22 protein-coding genes and 1 pseudogene are annotated in these 22,505 nt (G+C 43.4%); 4 read left to right on the forward strand and 19 right to left on the reverse strand.

Annotated features, from left to right (window positions below):
* The 5 genes from B4C48_RS11370 to B4C48_RS11390 all read right to left on the reverse strand — a co-directional run.
* On the reverse strand, positions 1 to 558 hold a 558-nt coding region (locus B4C48_RS11370; RefSeq protein WP_291353992.1), incomplete at its 3' end, for a GTP-binding protein.
* A gap of 96 nt (positions 559 to 654) precedes the next feature.
* Complete coding sequence (fusA, locus tag B4C48_RS11375; protein WP_291356570.1) at positions 655 to 2,790, reverse strand: elongation factor G; 2,136 nt, start codon at positions 2,788 to 2,790, stop codon at positions 655 to 657.
* A gap of 131 nt (positions 2,791 to 2,921) precedes the next feature.
* Positions 2,922 to 3,392: a 30S ribosomal protein S7 gene (gene rpsG / locus B4C48_RS11380; protein WP_004648014.1), complete on the reverse strand. Its 471-nt coding sequence runs from the start codon at positions 3,390 to 3,392 to the stop codon at positions 2,922 to 2,924.
* A 179-nt stretch (positions 3,393 to 3,571) separates the two neighbouring features.
* Complete coding sequence (gene rpsL / locus B4C48_RS11385) at positions 3,572 to 3,946, reverse strand: 30S ribosomal protein S12 (protein ID WP_004648013.1); 375 nt, start codon at positions 3,944 to 3,946, stop codon at positions 3,572 to 3,574.
* A 178-nt stretch (positions 3,947 to 4,124) separates the two neighbouring features.
* On the reverse strand, positions 4,125 to 5,552 hold the full coding sequence (locus B4C48_RS11390) for an EcsC family protein (RefSeq protein WP_291356573.1): 1,428 nt from the start codon (positions 5,550 to 5,552) through the stop codon (positions 4,125 to 4,127).
* 281 nt (positions 5,553 to 5,833) lie between these two features.
* Here B4C48_RS11390 and B4C48_RS11395 point away from each other — a divergent pair, with 281 nt between their 5' ends.
* Positions 5,834 to 7,063 carry a beta-ketoacyl synthase N-terminal-like domain-containing protein gene (locus tag B4C48_RS11395; protein ID WP_291356575.1) on the forward strand — a complete coding sequence of 410 codons (1,230 nt, stop codon included), beginning with the start codon at positions 5,834 to 5,836 and terminating at the stop codon, positions 7,061 to 7,063.
* A gap of 70 nt (positions 7,064 to 7,133) precedes the next feature.
* The gene (gene hemJ / locus B4C48_RS11400; RefSeq protein ID WP_291356577.1) at positions 7,134 to 7,586 is read left to right on the forward strand and encodes a protoporphyrinogen oxidase HemJ; all 453 of its coding nucleotides are present in this window, start codon (positions 7,134 to 7,136) and stop codon (positions 7,584 to 7,586) included.
* Positions 7,587 to 7,969: 383 nt separating this feature from the next.
* Here hemJ and B4C48_RS11405 read toward each other — a convergent pair whose 3' ends face one another.
* The 4 genes from B4C48_RS11405 to B4C48_RS11420 form a co-directional block, all read right to left on the reverse strand.
* On the reverse strand, positions 7,970 to 9,427 hold the full coding sequence (locus B4C48_RS11405) for an amino acid permease (RefSeq protein WP_291356579.1): 1,458 nt from the start codon (positions 9,425 to 9,427) through the stop codon (positions 7,970 to 7,972).
* Positions 9,428 to 9,565: 138 nt separating this feature from the next.
* Positions 9,566 to 9,925, reverse strand: coding sequence for a RidA family protein (locus tag B4C48_RS11410; RefSeq protein WP_291356581.1), 360 nt, complete (start codon positions 9,923 to 9,925; stop codon positions 9,566 to 9,568).
* 51 nt (positions 9,926 to 9,976) lie between these two features.
* Positions 9,977 to 11,074, reverse strand: a complete 1,098-nt coding sequence (gene alr, locus B4C48_RS11415; RefSeq protein ID WP_291356583.1) for an alanine racemase — start codon at positions 11,072 to 11,074, stop codon at positions 9,977 to 9,979.
* A 36-nt stretch (positions 11,075 to 11,110) separates the two neighbouring features.
* Positions 11,111 to 12,370 (reverse strand): D-amino acid dehydrogenase, encoded by a 1,260-nt coding sequence (locus tag B4C48_RS11420; RefSeq protein ID WP_291356585.1) that lies wholly within the window; start codon positions 12,368 to 12,370, stop codon positions 11,111 to 11,113.
* Positions 12,371 to 12,507: 137 nt separating this feature from the next.
* On the opposite strand from B4C48_RS11420, the gene B4C48_RS11425 reads away from it, so the two are divergent.
* A complete protein-coding gene (locus B4C48_RS11425; protein WP_086197651.1) occupies positions 12,508 to 12,972 on the forward strand; it encodes an Lrp/AsnC ligand binding domain-containing protein in 465 nt (154 codons plus the stop codon).
* A 60-nt stretch (positions 12,973 to 13,032) separates the two neighbouring features.
* Here the strand turns inward: B4C48_RS11425 and B4C48_RS11430 are convergent, their stop codons facing one another.
* Complete coding sequence (locus B4C48_RS11430) at positions 13,033 to 13,677, reverse strand: HAD-IA family hydrolase (RefSeq protein WP_291356588.1); 645 nt, start codon at positions 13,675 to 13,677, stop codon at positions 13,033 to 13,035.
* A gap of 101 nt (positions 13,678 to 13,778) precedes the next feature.
* On the opposite strand from B4C48_RS11430, the gene B4C48_RS11435 reads away from it, so the two are divergent.
* A complete protein-coding gene (locus B4C48_RS11435; protein ID WP_291356590.1) occupies positions 13,779 to 14,546 on the forward strand; it encodes a hydroxymethylpyrimidine/phosphomethylpyrimidine kinase in 768 nt (255 codons plus the stop codon).
* Between the two features lie 127 nt (positions 14,547 to 14,673).
* Here B4C48_RS11435 and B4C48_RS11440 read toward each other — a convergent pair whose 3' ends face one another.
* From B4C48_RS11440 to B4C48_RS11480, 9 genes and pseudogenes are all read right to left on the reverse strand, one after another.
* Positions 14,674 to 15,009 carry a YegP family protein gene (locus B4C48_RS11440; RefSeq protein ID WP_291356592.1) on the reverse strand — a complete coding sequence of 112 codons (336 nt, stop codon included), beginning with the start codon at positions 15,007 to 15,009 and terminating at the stop codon, positions 14,674 to 14,676.
* Between the two features lie 245 nt (positions 15,010 to 15,254).
* On the reverse strand, positions 15,255 to 15,614 hold the full coding sequence (locus tag B4C48_RS11445; RefSeq protein WP_291356594.1) for a 5-carboxymethyl-2-hydroxymuconate Delta-isomerase: 360 nt from the start codon (positions 15,612 to 15,614) through the stop codon (positions 15,255 to 15,257).
* 188 nt (positions 15,615 to 15,802) lie between these two features.
* The gene (locus B4C48_RS11450) at positions 15,803 to 16,144 is read right to left on the reverse strand and encodes a zinc ribbon domain-containing protein YjdM (protein ID WP_291356596.1); all 342 of its coding nucleotides are present in this window, start codon (positions 16,142 to 16,144) and stop codon (positions 15,803 to 15,805) included.
* Positions 16,145 to 16,370: 226 nt separating this feature from the next.
* Positions 16,371 to 16,460: pseudogene (locus B4C48_RS11455) on the reverse strand (DUF488 family protein); the annotation flags it as partial.
* 7 nt (positions 16,461 to 16,467) lie between these two features.
* Positions 16,468 to 16,920, reverse strand: a complete 453-nt coding sequence (locus B4C48_RS11460; protein ID WP_291356598.1) for an SRPBCC family protein — start codon at positions 16,918 to 16,920, stop codon at positions 16,468 to 16,470.
* A 206-nt stretch (positions 16,921 to 17,126) separates the two neighbouring features.
* Complete coding sequence (locus B4C48_RS11465; protein ID WP_291356600.1) at positions 17,127 to 18,227, reverse strand: catalase family protein; 1,101 nt, start codon at positions 18,225 to 18,227, stop codon at positions 17,127 to 17,129.
* 264 nt (positions 18,228 to 18,491) lie between these two features.
* Positions 18,492 to 20,891 carry an AI-2E family transporter gene (locus tag B4C48_RS11470; RefSeq protein ID WP_349678583.1) on the reverse strand — a complete coding sequence of 800 codons (2,400 nt, stop codon included), beginning with the start codon at positions 20,889 to 20,891 and terminating at the stop codon, positions 18,492 to 18,494.
* Positions 20,892 to 21,178: 287 nt separating this feature from the next.
* On the reverse strand, positions 21,179 to 21,571 hold the full coding sequence (locus B4C48_RS11475; protein ID WP_291356604.1) for a ribonuclease E inhibitor RraB: 393 nt from the start codon (positions 21,569 to 21,571) through the stop codon (positions 21,179 to 21,181).
* 151 nt (positions 21,572 to 21,722) lie between these two features.
* Positions 21,723 to 22,505 (reverse strand): DUF4041 domain-containing protein (locus B4C48_RS11480; protein ID WP_291356606.1); only part of this gene is annotated, 783 nt, incomplete at its 5' end.

The raw sequence follows: 22,505 nt of genomic DNA on the forward strand, positions 1-22,505 counted from the left end.
ATATTGACCTTGGTCACCATTTAGCGCAGCAAGAGCTGAACCACGGATGATTGGAGTGTCATCACCTGGGAAGTCATAAGTAGAAAGAAGTTCACGAACTTCCATTTCTACCAATTCAAGCAATTCTTCGTCGTCTACAAGGTCACATTTGTTCAAGAACACAAGGATGTAAGGTACACCTACTTGGCGAGACAAAAGGATGTGTTCACGAGTTTGTGGCATAGGACCGTCAGTCGCAGCACATACAAGGATTGCACCGTCCATCTGAGCAGCACCAGTGATCATGTTTTTAACATAATCGGCGTGTCCCGGGCAGTCTACGTGAGCGTAGTGACGAGTTGGAGAATCGTATTCTACGTGTGAAGTATTAATTGTAATACCACGTGCTTTTTCTTCTGGTGCAGAGTCAATTGCTGCGTAATCTTTCGCTTCACCGCCGTAAGTTTTTGCACAAATAGTTGCAATCGCAGCAGTTAAAGTTGTTTTACCATGGTCGACGTGACCAATTGTACCCACGTTAACGTGTGGTTTGTTACGTTCGAACTTAGCCTTAGCCATGAGATCTTCCTTATTAAACTACTTATGGAGGGTTAGCTCCATAAGTGATTTTGGTTTTTAACTATGAATTAGTTTGGGCTTATAGTAATCGAAAGATTACTCGTCGTCACCTTTTTTACCACCAGACTGGAACTTAGAAATGATGCCTTCAGCCACGTTACGTGGAGTCTCTGCATATTTAGCAAATTCCATAGAGTAAGTCGCACGACCTTGAGACATAGAACGCATTTGAGTCGCGTAACCAAACATCTCAGCCAATGGAACTTCAGCACGGATTGCTTTAGTACCACCAGGTAAATCGTCCATACCTTGAACCATACCACGACGACGGTTTAAGTCACCCATGATATCGCCCATGTAGTCTTCTGGAGTTTCTACTTCAACTTTCATGATAGGTTCAAGAAGGATAGGATCCGCTTTCATGAAACCGTCACGGAAGGCATAAGAACCTGCCATTTTGAACGATAATTCGTCAGAATCGACATCGTGGTAAGAACCGTCGAACAATGTAGCTTTAATGCCCACAACTGGGTAACCAGCCAAGACACCATTCTTCATACGTTCTTGAATACCTTTGTCAACTGCACCGAAGAATTCTTTAGGTACTACACCACCTACAACTTCTTCAGCGAATTCGTATTCTTTACCAGCGTCAGTATCCATCGGTTCTAAACGTACATATACGTGACCGAATTTACCTTTACCACCAGTTTGACGTACGAATTTACCTTCTTGCTCAACAGTCTTTTTGATTGTTTCGCGGTAAGCTACCATTGGTTTACCAATGTTTGCTTCAACGTTGAATTCACGTTTCATACGGTCAACAAGAATGTCAAGGTGAAGCTCACCCATACCGGCAATAATTGTTTGACCAGATTCTTCGTCTGTGCGAACACGGAACGATGGATCTTCTTTAGCCAAACGACCTAAAGCGATAGACATTTTTTCTTGGTCAGCTTTAGTCTTAGGCTCTACAGCTAAAGAAATTACTGGCTCAGGGAATTCCATACGCTCTAGAGTGATGATGTTTTTCTCATCACAAAGAGTATCACCAGTGGTAACGTCTTTAAGACCTACACATGCAGCGATATCACCAGCGCGGATTTCTTCAACGTCTTGACGATCGTTTGCGTGCATTTGCACGATACGGCCGATACGTTCACGTTTAGATTTCACTGGGTTATATACTGGGTCGCCTTGTTTAAGCACACCAGAATAAACACGTACGAAAGTCAAGTTACCTACGAATTTGTCATTCATGATTTTGAACGCTAACGCAGAGAACGGAGCTTCGTCAGATGCTTCACGAACAGCTTTAGTTTCAGCTTTATCGTCAAGGATACCTTCGATTGCTTTAACTTCAGTTGGTGATGGCAAGAATTCAATTACAGCATCCAACATACGTTGAACACCTTTGTTTTTGAACGCTGTACCACAAAGCATTGGTTGAATTTCACAAGCCAAAGTTTGAGCACGAAGACCTGCAACGATTTGTTCTTTAGTCAAATCGCCATTGTTCAGGTATTCATCCATCAACTCTTCAGAAGCTTCAGCCGCAGCTTCCACCATGTTGGTGCGCCATTCTTCAGCAGTTTCTTGAAGTTCAGCAGGAATTTCACCGTATTCGAATTGCATACCTTGAGAAGCTTCATCCCAGATGATCGCTTTCATTTCGATCAAATCGATAACGCCGGTGAAGTTTTCTTCAGCGCCAACAGGAATCACTACAGGTACAGGGTGTGCGCCCAAACGGGTTTTCATTTGTTCAACAACACGGAAGAAGTTGGCACCAGTACGGTCCATCTTGTTCACGAATGCCAAACGAGGCACTTGGTATTTGTTAGCTTGACGCCATACAGTTTCAGACTGAGGTTGTACACCACCTACAGCACAGTAAACCATACACGCACCGTCAAGAACACGCATAGAACGTTCAACTTCGATTGTGAAGTCTACGTGTCCCGGGGTGTCAATTACGTTAATACGGTGTTCTGGGAATTGTTTACCCATACCAGACCAGAAACAAGTTGTAGCAGCAGAAGTAATGGTAATACCGCGCTCTTGCTCTTGTTCCATCCAGTCCATTGTTGCTGCACCATCATGTACTTCACCAATTTTGTGAGATACACCTGTGTAGAACAAAATACGTTCAGTAGTCGTGGTTTTACCAGCATCGATGTGAGCTGAAATACCAATATTACGGTAACGAGAAATTGGGGTTTGACGAGCCATGATTTCTTGCATTCCTAAATTTTGTAGTTTAAAACAGGACGCTTTAAGCTGCAGAACAGCTTAAAGCGATTCGATGACAATTCAGTAGAAACTGATTTACCACCCTCCTGAATAGGGGCTGTTTTATCCGCTTAGAAACGGTAGTGAGAGAAGGCTTTGTTGGCTTCAGCCATACGGTGCACATCTTCACGTTTTTTAATCGCTGAACCCTTACCTTCAGCTGCATCAAGCAACTCGCCAGCAAGACGTAAAGCCATTGTTTTTTCAGAACGCTTAGCAGCAGCGTCTACTAACCAGCGCATAGCTAGGGCAGTACGACGGGATGGGCGTACTTCCATAGGCACTTGATAAGTAGCACCACCAACACGGCGTGCTTTAACTTCGACCATAGGACGAACTTTTTCAAGAGTAGTCTCGAAAAATTCAACTGGGTCTACTTTAGATTTTTCTTGAACGCGGTCTAAAGCACCGTAAACGATACTTTCAGCAATAGATTTTTTACCATCTTGCATTACGTGGTTCATGAATTTAGCGATTGTTTGGCTGCCGAACTTAGGATCCGGAAGGATTTCACGGGCAGCGACTACGCGACGTCTTGGCATTTTAATACACCTATAAATATGACACTTCAGGTTTATCCAGCATGAGTACAAAGTGTCATGTACTGTTCGCTGGCCTTACTACACGTCGCTTGAATTTCACAAAATTAAATGCAGAAATCAGACAAGCGAGACGATAAAGGATTGCGGTTCTACGTTCTTAAGAAGCTAATCTGAAAAGATTATTTCTTAGGACGTTTAGTACCATATTTAGAACGTGACTGGTTACGATCTTTAACACCAGCGCAGTCTAAAGAACCACGAACGGTATGGTAACGTACACCTGGTAAGTCTTTAACACGACCACCACGGATAAGCACAACACTGTGCTCTTGTAGGTTATGGCCTTCACCACCGATATAGCTTGATACTTCAAAACCAGAAGTTAAGCGAACACGGCAAACTTTACGCATTGCTGAGTTAGGTTTTTTAGGTGTAGTTGTGTAAACACGTGTACAAACACCACGACGTTGTGGACAAGCCTTCAACGCAGGAACTTTTGATTTTTCAATCAAAGTCGTACGACCCTTACGGATCAACTGATTTGTTGTTGCCATTTGGCAATTCTCCCGTTAATAAAAAGCCTCAAAAAAATACCACTTTTTGAGGGCACACAATTGTAAGCTAAGATAGAAAAATGGTCAATATTCGAGACTATGTCAAATATTGACCACTCAGCTATATATTGGTCAGTAGACGCTTTTTTAAAGACTCAATTCCAGACTTTTATGCACTCTATTTTGTAACTTTTTTCTTCGTTGGCTTAGGTGCTTCATTCTGTTCAGATTCTGCAGCAGCAAGTTGCTCAGTTGCAGTATTCACTCCTTCAGTATCTGCCTGGCTATCTTCGTCTATTTCCGACTCATCTACCGGTATAGCGGGTTTTTGCGGTTCAACCTGTGCATGCGGCTCTACCATTTGTTCAGCCAAATCCTCCAGTCCTTGTTCTACTCGCTGATCTTTGCGCTCGTCATCTAGGCTTACATCATCGGCTTTCTTTTTAATGGTGACTTTGGCAATAGCCTCATTTCCTTCCACCGGAATGTCCTGATCAAGTTTGAGCTCACCTGGATTTAGTTCACTTTTAGTAAAAGGATTTAATAATTTTGGCGTTGCCTGTGCCAACAATTCCATGGATTTCTCATAAGCTGCGACAGGAGATAAATCCACTCCTTCATGCTGTTGCAAATAGCTTCTGGCATTAGAAAATATTTGCTGCGCTTTCTGGTTGACCTCTTCCACCATTTTCCAGCTATAGGCTGCACTTATACCCGCTCCTGCAACTGGAGTTAACTTACTGATCAATGAAACTTTAGGCAGATGATTTAACCAGTGCCATTTCATTTCACCATTTTCATTGACCAGCCATTTTTTGAGTGGCTCCGCATTATTACTGGAACCCAGCAGGTTTTGTAATTGCGCGGTATCATTGCTTTGCAGCATATTCGACACCATTTTTAGCGCCATCAATACACTCTGTTTTTCAGCAATCTGACTCAAGTCAATTTGTTTAAATACAAACTGAACAATATCGTGTTCCGTATCTTTATTCAGCTCAAAGCCATAGGCACGTCCTACCTGATAAATCGTGCGTAAAGACATAATCAATGACAAAGGCACATCAATCGCTGAACCGAGCACACCTGTAGCGCCTGTGACCGCGCCCTGTATAGAAGCGATCCACTTGTTCTGTTCTGCCAATGCCTGACTTACCCGCTTAGAACGATCCACGTCTTGGGTCAGTTCCTGTAAATCTTTTGCTCCAGCCTGATCCAACACAGCATCTACAGAACTCAGATTTGAAGTGAACTGATTTAAATGTTCAAAGAAATAGTCTGATAATTTGTCTGAAAAATCCGGTGAAACAAACTGCGCCACACGATTGACCTTATTATACTGACGACCCAGCAATTGTCTGGATACATTGGGCAAATACTCACGTATCATTTGTTGTGGATTATCATATTTCCTGGCTTCAAATACGCTTGGAGAACGGGCACTTCCTTCGACAACATGACCATTCTTCAAGGCCCCGGAAGCCTTGCCAGTACGCTCGGTAGCCGCATGACTCAGGGCATTCATTCCTGTTGCACTGATCTTTTTAGCCACTCCCAAAGCATTTGAGATGAATCCACCTGAATGTTTATTATTGGTATCCGCCATTCTTTTACCCTCGTCTTCTATTCTTACAATTATTGATAAATACTAGGTATAGTCTAAGTTTATCTCAATATGATTGTGTATCTTTTAGTTAATTGTTCCGTTTAAACATTACAGATACATACAGTCGAAATAGGCATAATATTTGCCATAAGAATTCAAAAACCTTTCTGCTATGATGAATGCAACTGAAAAACCTGGGTAATACGTTGGATTGAGGTTTTTACTTTTCTCCCTGAATCAGCGGCTTTTACTCAAAATATCACCATATAAGGGATCTGTAGATGAAACGTGTTGTAATCACTGGCATGGGTATCAACTCATGCATTGGTAACTCTTTAGAAGATGTCACTCATTCTTTACAAAACGGGATTTCTGGAACACGTTTTAACCCGACTTATGCAGAATTAAACTTTAAGAGCCATGTCAGTGCAGCAGCTGAACAAGATTTTGACAACATTGACCGCAAATTAAAACGCTTCATGGGCGTTTGTGCCATGTATGCCTACAACTCGGCACTTGCTGCGGTAGAACACGCAGGTTTAAGCGTTGAAGATTTAGCCGGCAACCCACGTTACGGTATTACCGGTGGTTCAGGTGGTGGTTCAACTGCCTCTGTCATTGAAATGAACGAATTATTGCAAACCAAAGGTGCACGTAAAGTGGGTCCTTTCTTTGTACCGCGTAACATGACCAACACCATTACTGCAAACGTAGGTGTAGCATTTAAATTACAAGGCGTTGCACACTCCATTACCAGTGCATGTGCCACTTCTGCCGATGCCATTGGTTATGCCTACAACCTGATTCAAATGGGTAAACAGGATTTAATGCTGGCTGGCGGCGGTGAGGAAGATCACTGGTCACAAAGCTTGTTGTTTGATGCTATGGGCGCGCTTTGCTCTAAATATAACGACAGTCCTGAAACAGCATCTCGCCCTTATTCTGCCGATCGTGATGGTTTCGTGATTGCCGGTGGTGGTGGTTTCGTGGTGCTTGAATCACTTGAACACGCACAAGCCCGTGGTGCCAAAATTCTTGCTGAAGTTGTCGGCTACGCAGCTAACTCGGATGGTGCTGATATGGTTGCACCAAGCGGTGAAGGTGCAACACGCTGTGTACTGATGGCTTTAGAAGAAGCCAAACAACACGGTGTAAATAAAATTGATTATGTAAACACACATGGTACATCGACTCCTGCTGGTGACATCACAGAATTGAAAGCCATGGAACGTGCATTTGGTGAAGGTCAGGTGCCTCCATTGAGCTCGACCAAGTCAATGACCGGTCACAGCCTGGGTGCTGCCGGTGTACAGGAAGCGATTTATTCGGTTCTGATGATGCAAAATGACTTTATTGCACCAAACATCAACGTGACTGAACTAGATGAAGGTGCAAAACCGTTTGATATCGTACTTGAAAAACGTGACGCAAAATTGAATACTGTGATGAGTAACAGTTTCGGTTTTGGCGGTGTAAATGCCTGTCTCGTTTTCAAAAAATGGGAAGGCTAAGCTAAGAAATGTTGATCATTCAATCATGGATGATCAACTTCTGCCACACTGCCCTTAAAAGGGTGAATAGATGGATGCTCCTTCTGATGCTTTCTTGTGGGTAAAAGCATTACATATTATTGCTGTAGTTTGCTGGTTCGCCGCTTTGTTCTACCTGCCACGTTTATATGTTTACCATGCCATGAGTGAAGATGCGGTAAGTCACCAACGCTTCCAGATTATGGAGCGTAAATTGTACCGCGGCATCATGTGGCCAGCGATGGTGGCAACGCTGATTACGGCACACTTCCTGGTGGATTGGGGTGATGCCACCCGGCACTATCATGACGCACTCTGGTTTTACCTGAAAGTCGGATTGGTGGGCTTATTGGTGATTTACCACTTTGTCTGTGGTTATTACCGTAAGAAACTGATCGATAACCCGCATTATAAGTCACACAAATTCTGGCGCTTCTTTAATGAAATGCCAACGCTCATTTTATTCGCAGTGGTGATCTTGGTGGTGGTTAAACCCATGTTCTAAGCATCAAAAAAAAGCCCTCAATCTAAGTAATGCCAGTCAGTTAAGAAATTGACTGGCATTTTCTTTTTTAAATTCATGACTGTAGTTGATATGTGGAAAAGTCATCCGCAACTGTTTGAGGCCGGACTACATTAAAAAATGATTGTTTCTGCGACAAATTTTCTAGTTGATAGAGGCTGACGAATTTTGCGGATGACAAATGCCTTTGGTTACTTTGGGCGAAACCAAAGTAACAAATGAGCTACAAGGGTTTGATTTTAAAAGGTAAGACTCCGCCATAAATTATTAAAAAATTAAAGAGTTTATTTCTAAACTCCTTAACTGATCAGTATTACTAAATCGAAGGCTTTTTATATCTTAAAGAAACTATATCTGAGAGAAACTTAGTTCAACATTTCCTGATTGCGTTTCAGTATTTCCTTGTTGCGTTTATGCATCCGTGGTTTATACAGCAGCTGATAGGTGACTGCCAAAATAATCAGCCAAATCGGACTGATCATTAGGGCACGTAAGGTATCGGCTTCCAGACTTAAAATAATCAAAGTAAAGAACAAGAATACCAGTACCACATAAGACATCCAGATTCCGCCCGGCATTTTAAAGGTTGACTTGGCATGCAGCTCCGGACGCAGTTTACGGTAACGGATATAGCACACCATAATGATGCTCCAGATACTGATAAACAAAATCACGCACAGCGAACTTGCTAAAGTAAAGGCTTCAACCGTATTCGGTACAAAGTATTGCAGCGCGGCGCCCGCCATAATAAAGGCACAAGAGAACAATAAGCCTTTTGCAGGCACGGCACGCTTAGACAACTGCGCCAGCTTTTGCGGTGCTTGGCCTTCTCGCGCCAAACCGAACAGCATGCGCGATGTTGAAAACACGCCACTGTTCATGGAAGACATGACCGAAGACAGCACCACCAGATTCATGATAATGGCTGCTGCCCCAATGCCTGCATGCATGAACAGCGACACAAACGGACTTTGATCCGCAGGAATCTGGTTCCACGGGGTCACCGACATTACGATGAACAGCGACAAGACATAGAACAAAATAATCCGGGTTGGAATGGCGTTGATTGCTTTAGGCAGGTTTTTTTCAGGGTCCTGGGTTTCTGCCGCCATGGTTCCAATCAGTTCCACGCCCACAAAAGCGAACAAGGCAATCTGAAAACCGGCCAGGAATCCGCTGCCGCCTTGCGGGAACATGCCGCCATGTGACCAGACATTGCTAAAGCTGGCAAGCGAACCACTGGGTGCATAAAAATGGTTAAACACCATAAAGCCACCAATACCAATCAGCCCGAGAATGGCCAAAATCTTGATAAGGGCAAACCAGAATTCAATTTCACCGAACAGACGCACAGCGAGCATATTAATCCCGAGCACCAGCAACACGCAGGCCACACTGATCATGGCCTGTCCTGATGGGGTAAAAGCCATACCTTCAGGCAGCCAGAAACCAAGATAGTTGATAATGGCAGCCAAGTCTGCGATGCCGACCAGCACCCAGCCGAGCCAATACGACCAGCCGATATAGTAGCCTGCACCCGGACCAATCAGGTCATGCGCCATGTCGATAAAGGATTTGTAGTGCAGGTTAGAGAGTAAAATTTCACCTAATGCGCGCATCAGGAAAAAGAACATGGTACCGATGATCATGTAGATCAATAAAATTGAAGGCCCAGCCAGGGAGATAGTTTTGCCTGAGCCCATAAACAGGCCTGTCCCAATCGCGCCACCAATGGCAATGAGTTGCAGGTGACGGTTGGACAGTTTTCGTTGTAATTCATGCGAGGATGCCTGGACATCGTCTGCTCGTGGTGTAGTGGTCATAACTGAACATCCTTTTAACATACGATTGCGTGTAAACCATGTGCTTTACATTGCCAGTCATCCCAACCAGCGACATTTACACGCTAGGCAACAAAGCCGTCGCAACCGCTTTGCTGCCATACGGGGAGATTTTTTACATTAAGGCTGTGCCGCCGTCACAGCAATTTCAATCAACCAGTCCGGATTGACTAAATCTGCCTGAATGGTGGCACGTGAAGGAGGAGTACAACCTTTCATCCAGTCAATCCAAAGGGTATTGACGGTTGAAAAGTCAGCGAGATTTTTAATATAAAGCTGTGCAGACAGCAGCCGGGATTTATCCGTTCCAACCAAAGCCAGCAGTTCATCAATCGTGGCTAAAATTTCACGGGTTTGACCGGCCACATCATTATCGGTATTTTTCGGCACCTGTCCAGAAAGATAGACCACCTGATTAAATACCGTCACAGCGCTCATGACATCATTACTGTTGAATTTTTGAATGTTGTCAGCTGACATATACATTTCCTTGTATCAATAATTTGAATAAATAATCTGATTTTCAAGAACTTAATCTTGAACAAAATTGACTCTGGCCGTGACTGCACACATCAGCTCATAGCCAATGGTGCCTGAACCTGCTGCGACCTCATCAATACTGAGTACAGCCCCTTGGGAGGATTTCCCCCAGAGCACCACCTCACTACCCACGCCCGCATCAGAAATAGTCGTTAAATCCACCGCCAACATATCCATACTGACGCGACCGACTAAATGACTGCGCTGACCATTGACCAAGATTGGCGTTCCGGTTTTGCTCAGACGCTGATAGCCATCGGCATAACCGCAAGCCACAATGCCAATACGCATCTCCTGCTCGGCAACAAACCTCGAGCCATAACCGACACTATCACCCGCTTTAAGCTGTTGCACGGCAATGATTTCACTGCGCAGACTCATCGCAGGCTGCAAATTCCAGTCATCAATCGTATGTGCAGGGAAATCGGGAGAACTGCCGTACAACATGATTCCGCTACGGATCACATCTGAATTTAAGTCTGCATGGCGAAGAATGGCAGCACTGTTACATACGGAACGCGCGCCCGGTAAATCCTGTGTGATGGCATCGAAGATTTGACACTGATGTTCAATGCCGTCGCGTCCTAAACGCTCACCGTCTGCATCGGAGAAATGCATCATGTGAGTGATGCTTTTAATGTTAGGCAGTTGAGATAATTGTTGCCAGATGTCACGGTAATGAACAGCCGCAAAACCCAGACGGTTCATGCCACTGTTCATTTTTAAATACACATCAAACTGCGCTGCTCTGGGGAATCGGGCCAACCATTCAATCTGATATTGGCTATGGATAGTGAAACTCAAATTCAGCTCATCACAGTCAAACAGGTCTTGCTCGGAAAAAATGCCTTCAAGCAATAAGATGGGGCCTTTCCAGCCTAGGGCACGAATGCGTTTCGCCTCTGCCAAATCGAGCAGTGCAAAACCATCGGCAGACTTGAAAGCTTGATAAACGCGCTCAATACCATGACCATAGGCATTGGCTTTCACCACCGCATAGACTTGGCTATTCGGCATTTTGGTACGGGCAACATCTAAATTGTGCTGCAGTGACTGGCTATGAATCACTGCAGTAATGGGACGTGGCATGTTGTTCTTCCTTGAATCTATATGTCCGAATATGTCTTAGGCAGCTGAAGGATAACGTTGGATCGATAGACCTTCGGTACTGATATCCGGTTGATGATTCATGACCAGGTCACTGATGAGCTTGCCTGAACCGCAGGCCATGGTCCATCCCAGCGTGCCGTGACCGGTGTTGAGGAACAGGTTTTTAAAACGCGTTGCGCCGATAATCGGGGTAGAATCCGGCGTCATTGGACGCAAACCGGTCCAGAAGGTTGCTTCTGCCAGGTTTCCACCCGGGAATAAATCCTTAGTGACCATTTCCAGAGTTGCACGGCGGTCCTGATTCAGACCATGATTAAAGCCACTCAGTTCAGCCATACCTCCAACGCGGATACGCTGGTCAAAACGGGTAATTGCAATCTTATAAGTCTCATCCAGCACCGTAGACTGCGGTGCAAATGCAGGGTCGACAATTGGAATGGTGAGTGAATAGCCTTTCACCGGATAAACCGGCAGGTTCAGCTGCAACGGTTTGAGGAAATCACGTGAATAACTGCCAAAAGCCAGGACATAACGGTCTGCGGTGAGGACTTGTCCATTTACCACCACACCTTTGATGTCATCGCCTTCAACCACCAGTTTTTCGACGTTTTGGTTGAACTTAAACTCTACACCGAGCTCTTTGGCCAAGTTTGCCAGCGCATTGGTAAATAAGTAGCAGTCGCCGGTTTCATCATTTGGCAGATGCAGGCCACCAACCAATTTATCTGTGGCAAATTCCAAAGCCGGTTCCACTTTGGCTAGATCATCTTTGAGCAAGAGTTCATGCTCAACACCACATTCTCTTAACACCTGAATGTCACGTTGCACCATGTCTAGTTGCGCTTCATTACGAAAAACTTGCAAAGTGCCTTTAGAACGGTTTTCATAATGAATGCCAGTCTCTTTACGCAGCTCTCTGAGGCAGTCACGGCTATATTCCGCCACCCGCGTCATACGCTCTTTATTAATTGCATAACTGTGTGGATTGCAGTTCTTGAGCATCTGCGCCATCCACTGTAATTGCCACATGCTGCCATCCATATTGATGGCGAGCGGTGCATGATGCTGGAACATCCATTTGACTGCTTTAAATGGAATACCTGGCGCCGCCCACGGGGTCGAATAACCCGGCGAAACTTGACCCGCATTGGCAAAACTGGTTTCTTCAGCTGGACCCGCTTGACGGTCCAGGACAGTAACGGTTGCTCCCTGTTGTGCGAGGTAATACGCACTTGCAACGCCAATGACACCACTACCTAAGACAATTACACGCATTGCTTATCCCTAACGCATATTAGTTTATTTCACTAGTATATTTTTTGATTGATAGTTTTTTTCACTGTTTTAAGCACTATAATCTAGGTAATTTGATAGTTTTGTCGCGAAAAAATTCTAAAAAAAGGAAAATCATAATGCGTAAACTAGACCGTATAGATCAGCAGATTTTAGATATTTTGCAGCGCGATGGACGGATTGCGATTAGCGAATTGGCGTCTCGCGTTAACCTGTCTACCACGCCCTGTTCGGAGCGGGTTAAACGTCTGGAACGCGATGGCATCATCATGGGTTATTACGCGCGGCTGAACCCGCAATTGGTCGATCGCAACTTGCTGGTGTTTTTAGAAATCAAACTATCGGCCAAATCAGGCGATGTGTTCGATCAGGTGGCACGTGACTTGGTGGAAATTCCTGAAGTACTGGAATGTCACCTGATTTCAGGTGAGTTTGATTATCTGGTCAAAGCCCGCCTCAAAGAAATGAGTGCCTATCGACGTCTTTTAGGTGATCTGCTGAAAAAGCTTCCCTCCTCCGCTTCCTCACACAGTTATATTGTGATGGAAGAAGTGAAGGAAAGTTTTTATCTGGATTTGCGTTAACGGTCCAAAAAGCTTGATTCAGGGGAGATACTAAAGGAACTACTTGCTTGAATTGAGTGATCAAAAAAATTGAAGCAGATCGGAAAATTTGGCTATCCGTGCTTTAGGTTTTGCCTGAGTCAGTTCTGCGTCAGAACCATAACCATAGTCCACTGCAATCGTGTCTATACCATTGCTGCGAGCGCCAAAAATATCATGCTCGCGATCACCCACCATCACACATTCAGCTGGATCTAACTTTTCCTTTTCAAGAATATAGGCAATCAGCTCCGCTTTATTGGTACGCTCACCATTCAGCTCACTGCCATAGGCATATATAAAATATTGCAGTAAATCAAAATGTTCCAAAATCTGTTTGGCATAGATTTGAGGTTTTGCCGTAGCCAAATACAAACGAAAACCCTTTTGCTGTAAGGTTTGCAAAGTTGCAGCTACATCTTCAAAAACATGATTTTCATATAAACCCGTCACAGCAAAACGTTCGCGATAGCCCATCAGGGCCTGTTCAGCCAGAACATCATCCACTGCAACATTTAAAATTTTCGCCAAAGATGCCTGCAAGGGTGGGCCAATAATCCAGTCGATATTGACATCATCGGCAATCGGATGCCCCACTTTGGCCAAACCGTAACGTGCCGAAGTGGTAATCCCCACTTTGGGATCAGTTAATGTGCCATCTAAATCAATCAAAATATTCTTAATCACCAACCGATCCTTCAACTTAAATTTTTACTTAACAAATACTATCGAGACTTGGCTCAAAGTTGCCTATACTAACGCAAATTTTACGAATGAAGGACTTCATTGTGCGCCCTACTGTACTTTGCTTTTCTGGTTTAGATCCATCCGGTGGAGCTGGCTTGCAGGCAGATATTGAAGCGATTGGTCAAAGTGGTGCACATGCGGCAATTGCCTGTACTGCCCTGACCATTCAAAACTCGCAACAGGTGTTTGGCTTTGAAGCCACTTCAAAAGAATTACTCTTGGCTCAGGCGCATGCAGTGGTGGGAGATTTACCGATTAAATGCGTGAAATCCGGCATGTTAGGAACCACGGACAATATTGCCGCTTTAGCCGAATTTCTACGTGAACATCCTGAATATTTATATGTGCTGGATCCGGTACTGGTAGCCAATAGTGGCGGTTCTTTGGGCGATCAAGCCACACTGGTCAAAGCTTTTGTCGAACTGATTCCGCTTGCGACTGTGCTGACGCCGAATACGGTAGAGCTTCGTGCATTAACCGGGATTAAAGATATCGACCAGGCCACAGCCCAGCTTTTTGCCATGGGTGCCAAAGCCGTTTTAGTAAAAGGCGGACACGAAGCTACTCCCGACTATATCCGCAATGCTTTATTCATCAATGGTGAACTGGTGTCTGAAACCCGCTGCCCTCGCCTTGAAGGTGAATATCACGGTTCAGGTTGTTCACTGGCAAGCTTCATTGCCGGCCGTTTAGCGCAAGGTGATGATCTAAAACAGGCCGTCAACCATGCCGAAACCTGGCTGTTTGGGGTACTTAAAAAAGCAGAATCACCTGTACCGAATGGCCAGAAAATTCCTAAGCGCTTTTAAAACAGTCAGCAATTGAAGCCTGAGATCAGTTCATTCAGGACTAATTTTAGATAAATTATAGACTTTTCGTTATTACAAAAAATAAAGCATGTATTACTACATGCTTTATTTCATTTACCTATTCAGACTAGGCAATCAGTTCCTTAATTCTGGTGGTTGAGCCGTTGTTTCTCACTGACTCTATGCCTTTTTCACGGGATTGATCGCTCGAATATAATTGGCTGATACCAATAATCTGATGATTCACCGCCTTTAATTTAAAATAAGGCTTACCATTTTTGGCTTCTAAGCGTTCATAACGGCTCTCATTCAGGCTATTTCTCTGAACCGATTCAATACCAATGTGTACAGAGGCTTTTGCCTTATATAATTCACTGGTGAGAATAACTTCTCCATTTCGCGCTTTTAATACAAAACGATACTGTCCGTCGTCTACTTGACTGATTTCATACCATCCGGCCATGTTGAATCCCCTTTATTATTGTTAATTTATAAGAACTTCATTATTTTTGTTTTTCAGCAAATCTTTTTTTATAAAATATAAATAAATTTCAGTTTTCAAATGTGGTTATTTTGTAATCAATAGTATCTTTAAGCCAAATACCATAAAAACTGATCTTACTCAGCTAAATTTGGCTTAAATTCATTAAATCCAAATAAATATCAACAGGATAAATAAAAATTTAGGCTCTTGACCTTTATCAGCTTTTAGATAATTTTCTTAGAATAAGTGGCTTTCTGCATTTCTAATATTTCCACACAAATCTGTACACTGACTTGGCTTTGCGCAGGCATGTGCCGTTCGAGTGTGTGCAGAATCACTTGAGCAATTTGCTGCTGTAATTCCACACTACGTCCGCTCAATAAAGAAACTTTTGCATGCACATAGGCCTGCGAAGCATCTGCTAAACCAATGACAAAATCATGCTGGCAAATGGCACGGCTTTTTAGCTCATTCGCAGCTCCGACATAAGCACCCTCAACCAGCGCCTGGTTTAAGGCAAGCAAAACGGGTTTGGGTGCAAAATTTTCTAGATTGTCTGAATATTCAAGATGGATATGCGGCATAACAAAAATTCTTTAAAATGAGTGACTGGGGTTATAGCATGATGATGGCTCAATCCTAAAATAGATTTCTCAATGCTGAATCAACCATGCTTCTGATAAAACCAGCAACATGATAATTCATGGAGTCATTACTTCATAAAAAAAGCTCCGGCATATTGCCAGAGCTTTGAGGCTGTTAATGGCGTGAATTAAGCTTTTTTCACAAATTCAGATTTTAATTTCATTGCACCAAACCCATCAACTTTACAGTCAAGATCATGACCATCGCTTGAGTCAGCTAATAAACGAATGTTCTTCGCCTTGGTTCCTACTTTAATCACAGAAGAAGAACCTTTAATTTTCAAATCCTTAATCAGGGTAACGGTATCGCCATCAGCAAGCACATTTCCATTTGCGTCTTTAATCATCGCAGTTTGCTCAGTACTGCCTTCCCCCTCTTTCCATTCATGCGCGCATTCCGGGCAAATCAGCAAATCGCCATCTGCATAAGTATATTCTGAATTACATTTGGGGCAATTTGGCAAAGACATAAAAAACCTCAAAAATTCTACTATAACACTTTAGCAGCCAGTCTAATGCTAAAACCTTATTTAAATTATGGAATAAAACTACTCATCAGATAATTTTAGCTTTCTTCTAAAACCTGTTTGAGTACAATCACATGGTTATAGTCTTCACTTTTTGCCGCAGTGATGAGGCTGATTTTTTCCTGCTGGGTCATCTGCCGCATTTGCCGTAGAAACTCTGTCTATATTTAATACCTCTGGGCCACAGCCGATCGACCAAAATCCGTTTGCCGTCTGAAGGCAAAGCTTCTGTATAGACACGTTTGATTTGAATGTTCATCTCAAGGCTACTGATCTGGAATTTCCGGACTAACCAGTAAACTCAGCAGTTGCAAGGATTCCTGCCAGCCCAGATAACATGCTTCCACAGGAATCACGTCTGGAATACCGGACTGGGTAATGTGCAGCTCTGTTCCTACGGAAACTGCTTTTAATTGAATGGTCACTTCAATGTTTCCGGGTAAATTTGGATCATCAAACTGGTCGGAATAGCGCAACAATTGGTTTGGAATGATCTCATGATAAGTGCCACCAAAGGAGTGGCTAGACCGGGTAGAAAAATTACTAAAGGACATTTTATAGGTCCCACCGACTTTGGCATCCAGATGATGAACCTTGGCAGTAAAACCATGTGGCGCCATCCATTTGACCAAAGCATCCGGATCAATAAATGCCTTAAATACCCGTTCTGGCGGTGCACTAAATACCCGATGCAGTTTTACTGTATTGCTTTCACTCATGTCGCGACCTCATGTTATTGTTATTTTAAAATTAGAGTGTATTACCGCTACTCAATGACCATGCCTGGTGGTAGCCCAATATAAATCAGGATTTTCAAATTCTTATTCTTCAAAAATCCATACATATTCGAAAATATTATAGATCCAAAACAGCTGCATTCAAGCAGGTTTTGTTTAGCCTAAATCTGAAATCCAGCTTTAGATATTTAATCCGGCATGTCATCAATATGATTCGGTTCTGTACGGGGCTGAGTGTTCATACAGTGCCGGAAACAGGAAGAACGTTCATAGGCCTGCATACGTACACGCATGATAGAACCCAAAGGCTGGTGTTCCTTTACCCCATGCCAGGGATTAAAAGACAGCACGTCATCTGAATAAACCCGACGTGCCGGACTAAAAGTATTTTGCTGCGGAAAATGTAAAGTGCCAATGACTTGCTGCGGTGACTCCTCTTCATCCCACAACACGGCCGCATCTTCAACAGGCATACGGCCCAAATGAGTACAGAGCTGGGCACGAATCACATAATCGGCAGCATTACGCCGGAAAAAATCCTGTACCAGATCACGTATGCTGGAATCATCCTGGATCTGCATTTGCAGACCGGTCAATTGCTTTACCGATTCAGATTCAGGTGCCACACTCAATTTGGCAATATAATTGCCATAACGAAGAGCCGCCATAGTGTGATAGGTTTCTCCCAGCACATGATGCTGGCTACGTGCCAGACCTTTTAAAGTGGCAGATGCTGGCAAGCCCGCACGATTAACCAGATGATCCACTCCACACATAACCCCGCGCAGGCCACGCATGACCAGTTCAGGCGCCCTTTCTGCTTCAGTGATAAAAGGCAGCATTTGCATATATTTGCGTACTGTCCCAAAAGCCAGCACCGGAATATTGACCATCAGGAAATCCTGATTTTTTCCATCACTTGGATCTTCTGGCAATAAGCGCTCCCCCGGTACATTCAAGATTTTAAGGGCAAAACCATGAGGCGCTGGGGTTTTATCACTGCGCAAATCTCCCGGAGCGGCAGACAGACGTACAATGACGTCATAATAACCAGGATGGGCAAAAATCCCCTGAGCCAGGTGATCTGGCAGGTTTTCCGGAATAGTCAAAATTCCTTTCAAAAAACCGTGAGATTTAGCATGTGCATCGCGAACCGCATGACGATGCTTGTCGAAAACCTTGCTATTGGTTTGCGCCATATGCTCTACAATATATTCAATATCTTCTTCTTCATTTTCCTGTTTTTGCTCTACCTCTGGACGATAAGTCACATAAGTATTGACTGGCATACCGTGCTCCTTTTCATTCTCTGAATAGGGATAAAATGTTTTAAAATTTATGTACTAATCTAGCAAGGAAGTTTGCTTTACAAGTTAATTTATTAGTTAACGCTTTGAGGGTCTTTGGTAAATACGACATGCGGACCTCGTGAAAGGCGCCTGACGTGAAAAATAGAGCAAGTCAAAAATTGAAAAATTATTTAACTTTCTAAGTTTCCTGCTTATGCTTTGCCGGAAGATCACACTCATTTTCCAAGAGGATGAGTGTTGCTTTTAGCTCAAAACATCGTGAAGAGATTCACCCTGGGCCTGTTGCAACTTGACGATTTCCTCTAACTTTTGTGTTTGTGCCTTATCACTCGTCAGTGTTTGAATTAAATCATCTGCAAGCTGGTTTAATAACGCCAAATCATCTTCACTCATCTGCCGGACCTGTTTATCCAGAATACAGAAACTACCTAAGACCAGACCCTGTTTAGTGCGTAAAGGTACACCAGCATACGACTTGATTTTATTTCTGTTTAACTCCGGGTTATGCTTAAAACGCGGATCTCGGTCTATATCCTCAATAATGAGGGCCTCATTTTGATGGACTAAATGGGTACAAATGGATTCCTCGCGAGGAATTCCGGCCTCTATAGGATTTTGATTTTCATCTGCCAGCGGGCTGGCTGGGGTATTCACCCATGTTTCATCCACCAGGGAAATTTGCGCATATTTCACGTTAAATGCCTGACAGGCTTCTTCAATATACTGCTGATAAATCAGTAAAGTTTCAGGTTGAAGCAATTGCAGTTCATGCAAAGCCGCCAAGCGTTCCGGTTCATTTTCCGCAAGCAATTCACGTGCAGGGTTTTGACCTTGTTGTAGCATCAGCGCATCAATGCCCAACATCAATTCATTTACCGTGGAGACCACTGCATCCGGTTGAAAACGGTTTTGAATCTCGTCCCGTAATTCATCGCTGAGATTGCCCCAGGTGGCAAAAATAATTTTAATATTCGGCAGACGTTTACGGATGCGATGATTCAACAAGCGGATTTGTGCCAAAGGGTGCCGATGAAATATGGAAATGCAAAGTATCTGAGTATGTTCTGGTAAGGATTCAAGCACATCTATTTTGGATTGAATCAGGACTTCATTATGGCTTTGCACTGCAATTTTTCTTAAGCTTAAACCATGTGCCAACATGGAAGATGCCAATCCATCAATTTCCCAACGCGCGCCCAAGCACACCACTTGCACTGGATCAGCTGTCTGCGGAGCCGGATACTTTTGCTGGAAATCATGATTAAACAACTTCAAGCCTTGATGCATTCTTAAACGGTGCTCCGCAGTTGCTTCGGTATTATGTCCTTGTGAAAACAAACGCATGGCGGGGATGGCGACATCGTTATAAAAGGCATTTACCTTACGAATAACGACTTCTTCACTGGGCTTTTTCGGCAATTTTTGTTGAATATAATCCTGTGCAACCTCAAGAGCATCTTCTACTTCGTCGGCAACCAAGCGTTGATAAAACCGTTCTGGTGGCGTCAGTGCCGGATCGCTGCCAATCAGGGTTTTGATAAACCCCAATGCTGGAATATAGTGAGCCAATACCAGTAAACATGCCGTCAATGGAGTCGAGAGAATCAATCCAGCAGGCCCCCATAGCGTGGTCCAGAATGTTGCCGCAAGAATAATCGCCAAAGTGGAAAGACCGGTACTTTCACCATACAACCACGGTTCTATCACATTATTACTAATCAGCTCGAGTAACAAAATGAGCCCAATGGTCCAGAGCACCATATTCCAGCCCGGATCAACCGCAAATGCCAAGGTAATGGGAAATAAGGCCGAGATCATGGGCCCGACATAGGGTAGAAAGCGCATTCCTATCGCGACAATGCCCCACATAATCGCAGCGGGCACACCAATCAGCCATAAGCCCAAGGCCATGGGAATGCCGAAAGTGACATTCACCAGCAGCTGCATCCGCAAATAGGTTCCAATCCGATCTGCTGCATCATCCAGTGCATCTGTACCGACATTTAAATTGCCGCCCAGCAATTTCAACAACCGGTCATGCAAGTCTTTGCGACTGAGTAAAATCAACACCACAAACAGAAAAACAATACCTCCTGTGGCTAAGGGATGAAAGATTCTCGCACCCCACTCCATAGCCGTTTCAGTAGTACTGGGTTCCTGCCCAATCACTTGTACCTGTTGCACCCCCTCGGTTTTTTCAACTGGAGCTACGTCCTCTATTGAACTTTCCACCGTATCAATGGTTTTGATGGCACCGTCCCATACACTTGGCCCGGAAGTAAAGCTTTTTACCGAATTGAGTTTTTGTTTAATCGTGTCCTGATATTGCGGTAACTCCTGACTTAAATTCCCCAGCTGATAGCCCAGATAAGTTGCAGCGCCCCCGATGACACTTACAGCAAACAGCACCACAAGTGCAATTGATGGCAGTTGCGGTAAGCCCCATTTTTTCAAGCGTGACACTAAAGGCTCAAGTAAAAATGCTAACAGCACCGACAGCGCCAAAGGAATCAGAATATCTTTTCCAAAATACAGGGCTAAAATAATCAGCGCAGCAATTACAAACCCCGCCATTACACGTAAAACATGCCGGGTCGGATCTTGGCTATTTACAGGAGGTAATGAAGATTCTGAATTTAGCATTTTTTGCTCATTCACCTTAATGTCCTTATTATTTTGATCCTTAATCTTATATTTAAAATTTTATGTGCTGAAATTCTATAGGGTTACTGTAAGTAATGCCTATTTTGCTCATGCTACTTTCAGCTCAAGCTGCTTATTTTTTTATTCTTCACCAAATATCCGGCATTAAAAAACCCTAACGGTTTGCACTGTCAGGGCTTTATGGTATCTCATTAAACACAAGCAATTTTTAGCTAGCCTTGATGAATGCTAGACACCATTTTTAAAATACCATTCACTAATTTGAATTAACTTTTTATTTCGTCATTCCAATCTTCATCGTTGCTTTCATCTTCATAGACATAAGCCATACAACCCCAGCCATCATATTCACCCCCATATTGCGTAGCAATTTTAGTGAACCATTCTTCCAGATCGACAATATCTGAATATTCAGGTTCCATATACACATAAATAGTGATAATCCACTCGACCGTATCGGCTTCTTCATCTTCAAACAGACTGATTTTTTGTTCTTCTTTGAGCAGATAGAGTGCACATTTTTGTGCCTGTTCTTCAGTCTGAAAAGCAATGGAAAATTCAATTTCATGCGCTTCAGTCAGGTCGTCGCCATCTTCAGCCATTTGCCAAAGCACATTACCATTTTCATCATCTGGAAATTGTTCAAAATCGCGTGTCATGGAGGGCTTCCTTATTGTAATTAGATACCAGCTATATCATGCAATACAGATTAGCTCAAGTTTGTTTCAGTTTATCGAATTAATCACGGTGCTCGTAGTGATGAGCAATCTATTTTTATATAACTTTATATTTTTCAACAGGTAAAATTTTCTAGCCTACAATCCTCTGTTTCTGTAATTCACTTTTTTCAGCCTGTTGCTGTGCCTTGAACGCTAAAACCAGGGCGGCCAGTTTAAACTCTTCCAGGCGTAACTTTAAAAATGATTCATGAATTCGCGCATGACTGAACGCGACTCCATAATGATTGATCAAAATAAAGTCATCTTGCAGCGCCTGAGTAAATTCTCCCACAGTGTTAGGGTCCAATTGCGATAAATACAGGTCAGCTTTACTGTTAAATACCTGCGTAACCAAAGCGATAGCAGAAATTCTGCGATTTTCCTCGACATAATCACATTGGCCCACAGTATTTGCTGCAATGGCATTTTTGATTTTACGACGGACATCTTTTAGCTGCTGCACGGCATGTATTTCATCATAGCCCTCAATCAATTGCTCCAAAAGTTTTTGTGCAGGATATAAATACTGAATGCCATACCCATGAATCTTGTTTTCCAAGGCTTTCGAAATGGCTGCCAAGTTCTCTTGTTCAACCGCTTGATTATAAAAAGCACCCAAGCGTTCTCTGGCTTCAGCTTCCAGGTTAAGCCGGCTATTTTTTTCTAACTTTTCCAGATAAAGCCGCGTGTTTTCAATCTCTGCCTTGATTTTTTCTAGCATAAACTCTGCTTCAATTTTAGTGGCTTCGACAAAGCTCTCGACCTGGCTTTTTCGCTCTGCAATATAATGTTCAGTATCTAAAACATCTTGATACTGACTAAGCTTTTCCACCCTGTTTTTTAAATTGCCAATCTCTATACGGTAAGTATTCAG

It is taken from the genome of Acinetobacter sp. UBA3106 (assembly GCA_002365595.1).
Taxonomy (GTDB): Bacteria; Pseudomonadota; Gammaproteobacteria; order Pseudomonadales; family Moraxellaceae; genus Acinetobacter.

Coding starts and splice junctions, on each gene's coding strand:
- B4C48_RS11470 (WP_349678583.1), bottom strand. CDS start 20,891: ATGCTAAATTCAGAATCTTCATTACCTCCTGTAAATAGCCAAGATCCG.
- B4C48_RS11440 (WP_291356592.1), bottom strand. CDS start 15,009: ATGGCCGGATGGTATGAAATCAGTCAAGTAGACGACGGACAGTATCGT.
- B4C48_RS11450 (WP_291356596.1), bottom strand. CDS start 16,144: ATGTCTTTGCCAAATTGCCCCAAATGTAATTCAGAATATACTTATGCA.
- B4C48_RS11445 (WP_291356594.1), bottom strand. CDS start 15,614: ATGCCGCATATCCATCTTGAATATTCAGACAATCTAGAAAATTTTGCA.
- B4C48_RS11395 (WP_291356575.1), top strand. CDS start 5,834: ATGAAACGTGTTGTAATCACTGGCATGGGTATCAACTCATGCATTGGT.
- rpsG (WP_004648014.1), bottom strand. CDS start 3,392: ATGCCAAGACGTCGCGTAGTCGCTGCCCGTGAAATCCTTCCGGATCCT.
- B4C48_RS11465 (WP_291356600.1), bottom strand. CDS start 18,227: ATGCCAGTCAATACTTATGTGACTTATCGTCCAGAGGTAGAGCAAAAA.
- fusA (WP_291356570.1), bottom strand. CDS start 2,790: ATGGCTCGTCAAACCCCAATTTCTCGTTACCGTAATATTGGTATTTCA.
- hemJ (WP_291356577.1), top strand. CDS start 7,134: ATGGATGCTCCTTCTGATGCTTTCTTGTGGGTAAAAGCATTACATATT.
- alr (WP_291356583.1), bottom strand. CDS start 11,074: ATGCCACGTCCCATTACTGCAGTGATTCATAGCCAGTCACTGCAGCAC.
- B4C48_RS11475 (WP_291356604.1), bottom strand. CDS start 21,571: ATGACACGCGATTTTGAACAATTTCCAGATGATGAAAATGGTAATGTG.
- B4C48_RS11405 (WP_291356579.1), bottom strand. CDS start 9,427: ATGACCACTACACCACGAGCAGACGATGTCCAGGCATCCTCGCATGAA.
- B4C48_RS11425 (WP_086197651.1), top strand. CDS start 12,508: ATGCGTAAACTAGACCGTATAGATCAGCAGATTTTAGATATTTTGCAG.
- B4C48_RS11410 (WP_291356581.1), bottom strand. CDS start 9,925: ATGTCAGCTGACAACATTCAAAAATTCAACAGTAATGATGTCATGAGC.
- B4C48_RS11390 (WP_291356573.1), bottom strand. CDS start 5,552: ATGGCGGATACCAATAATAAACATTCAGGTGGATTCATCTCAAATGCT.
- B4C48_RS11420 (WP_291356585.1), bottom strand. CDS start 12,370: ATGCGTGTAATTGTCTTAGGTAGTGGTGTCATTGGCGTTGCAAGTGCG.
- B4C48_RS11460 (WP_291356598.1), bottom strand. CDS start 16,920: ATGAGTGAAAGCAATACAGTAAAACTGCATCGGGTATTTAGTGCACCG.
- rpsL (WP_004648013.1), bottom strand. CDS start 3,946: ATGGCAACAACAAATCAGTTGATCCGTAAGGGTCGTACGACTTTGATT.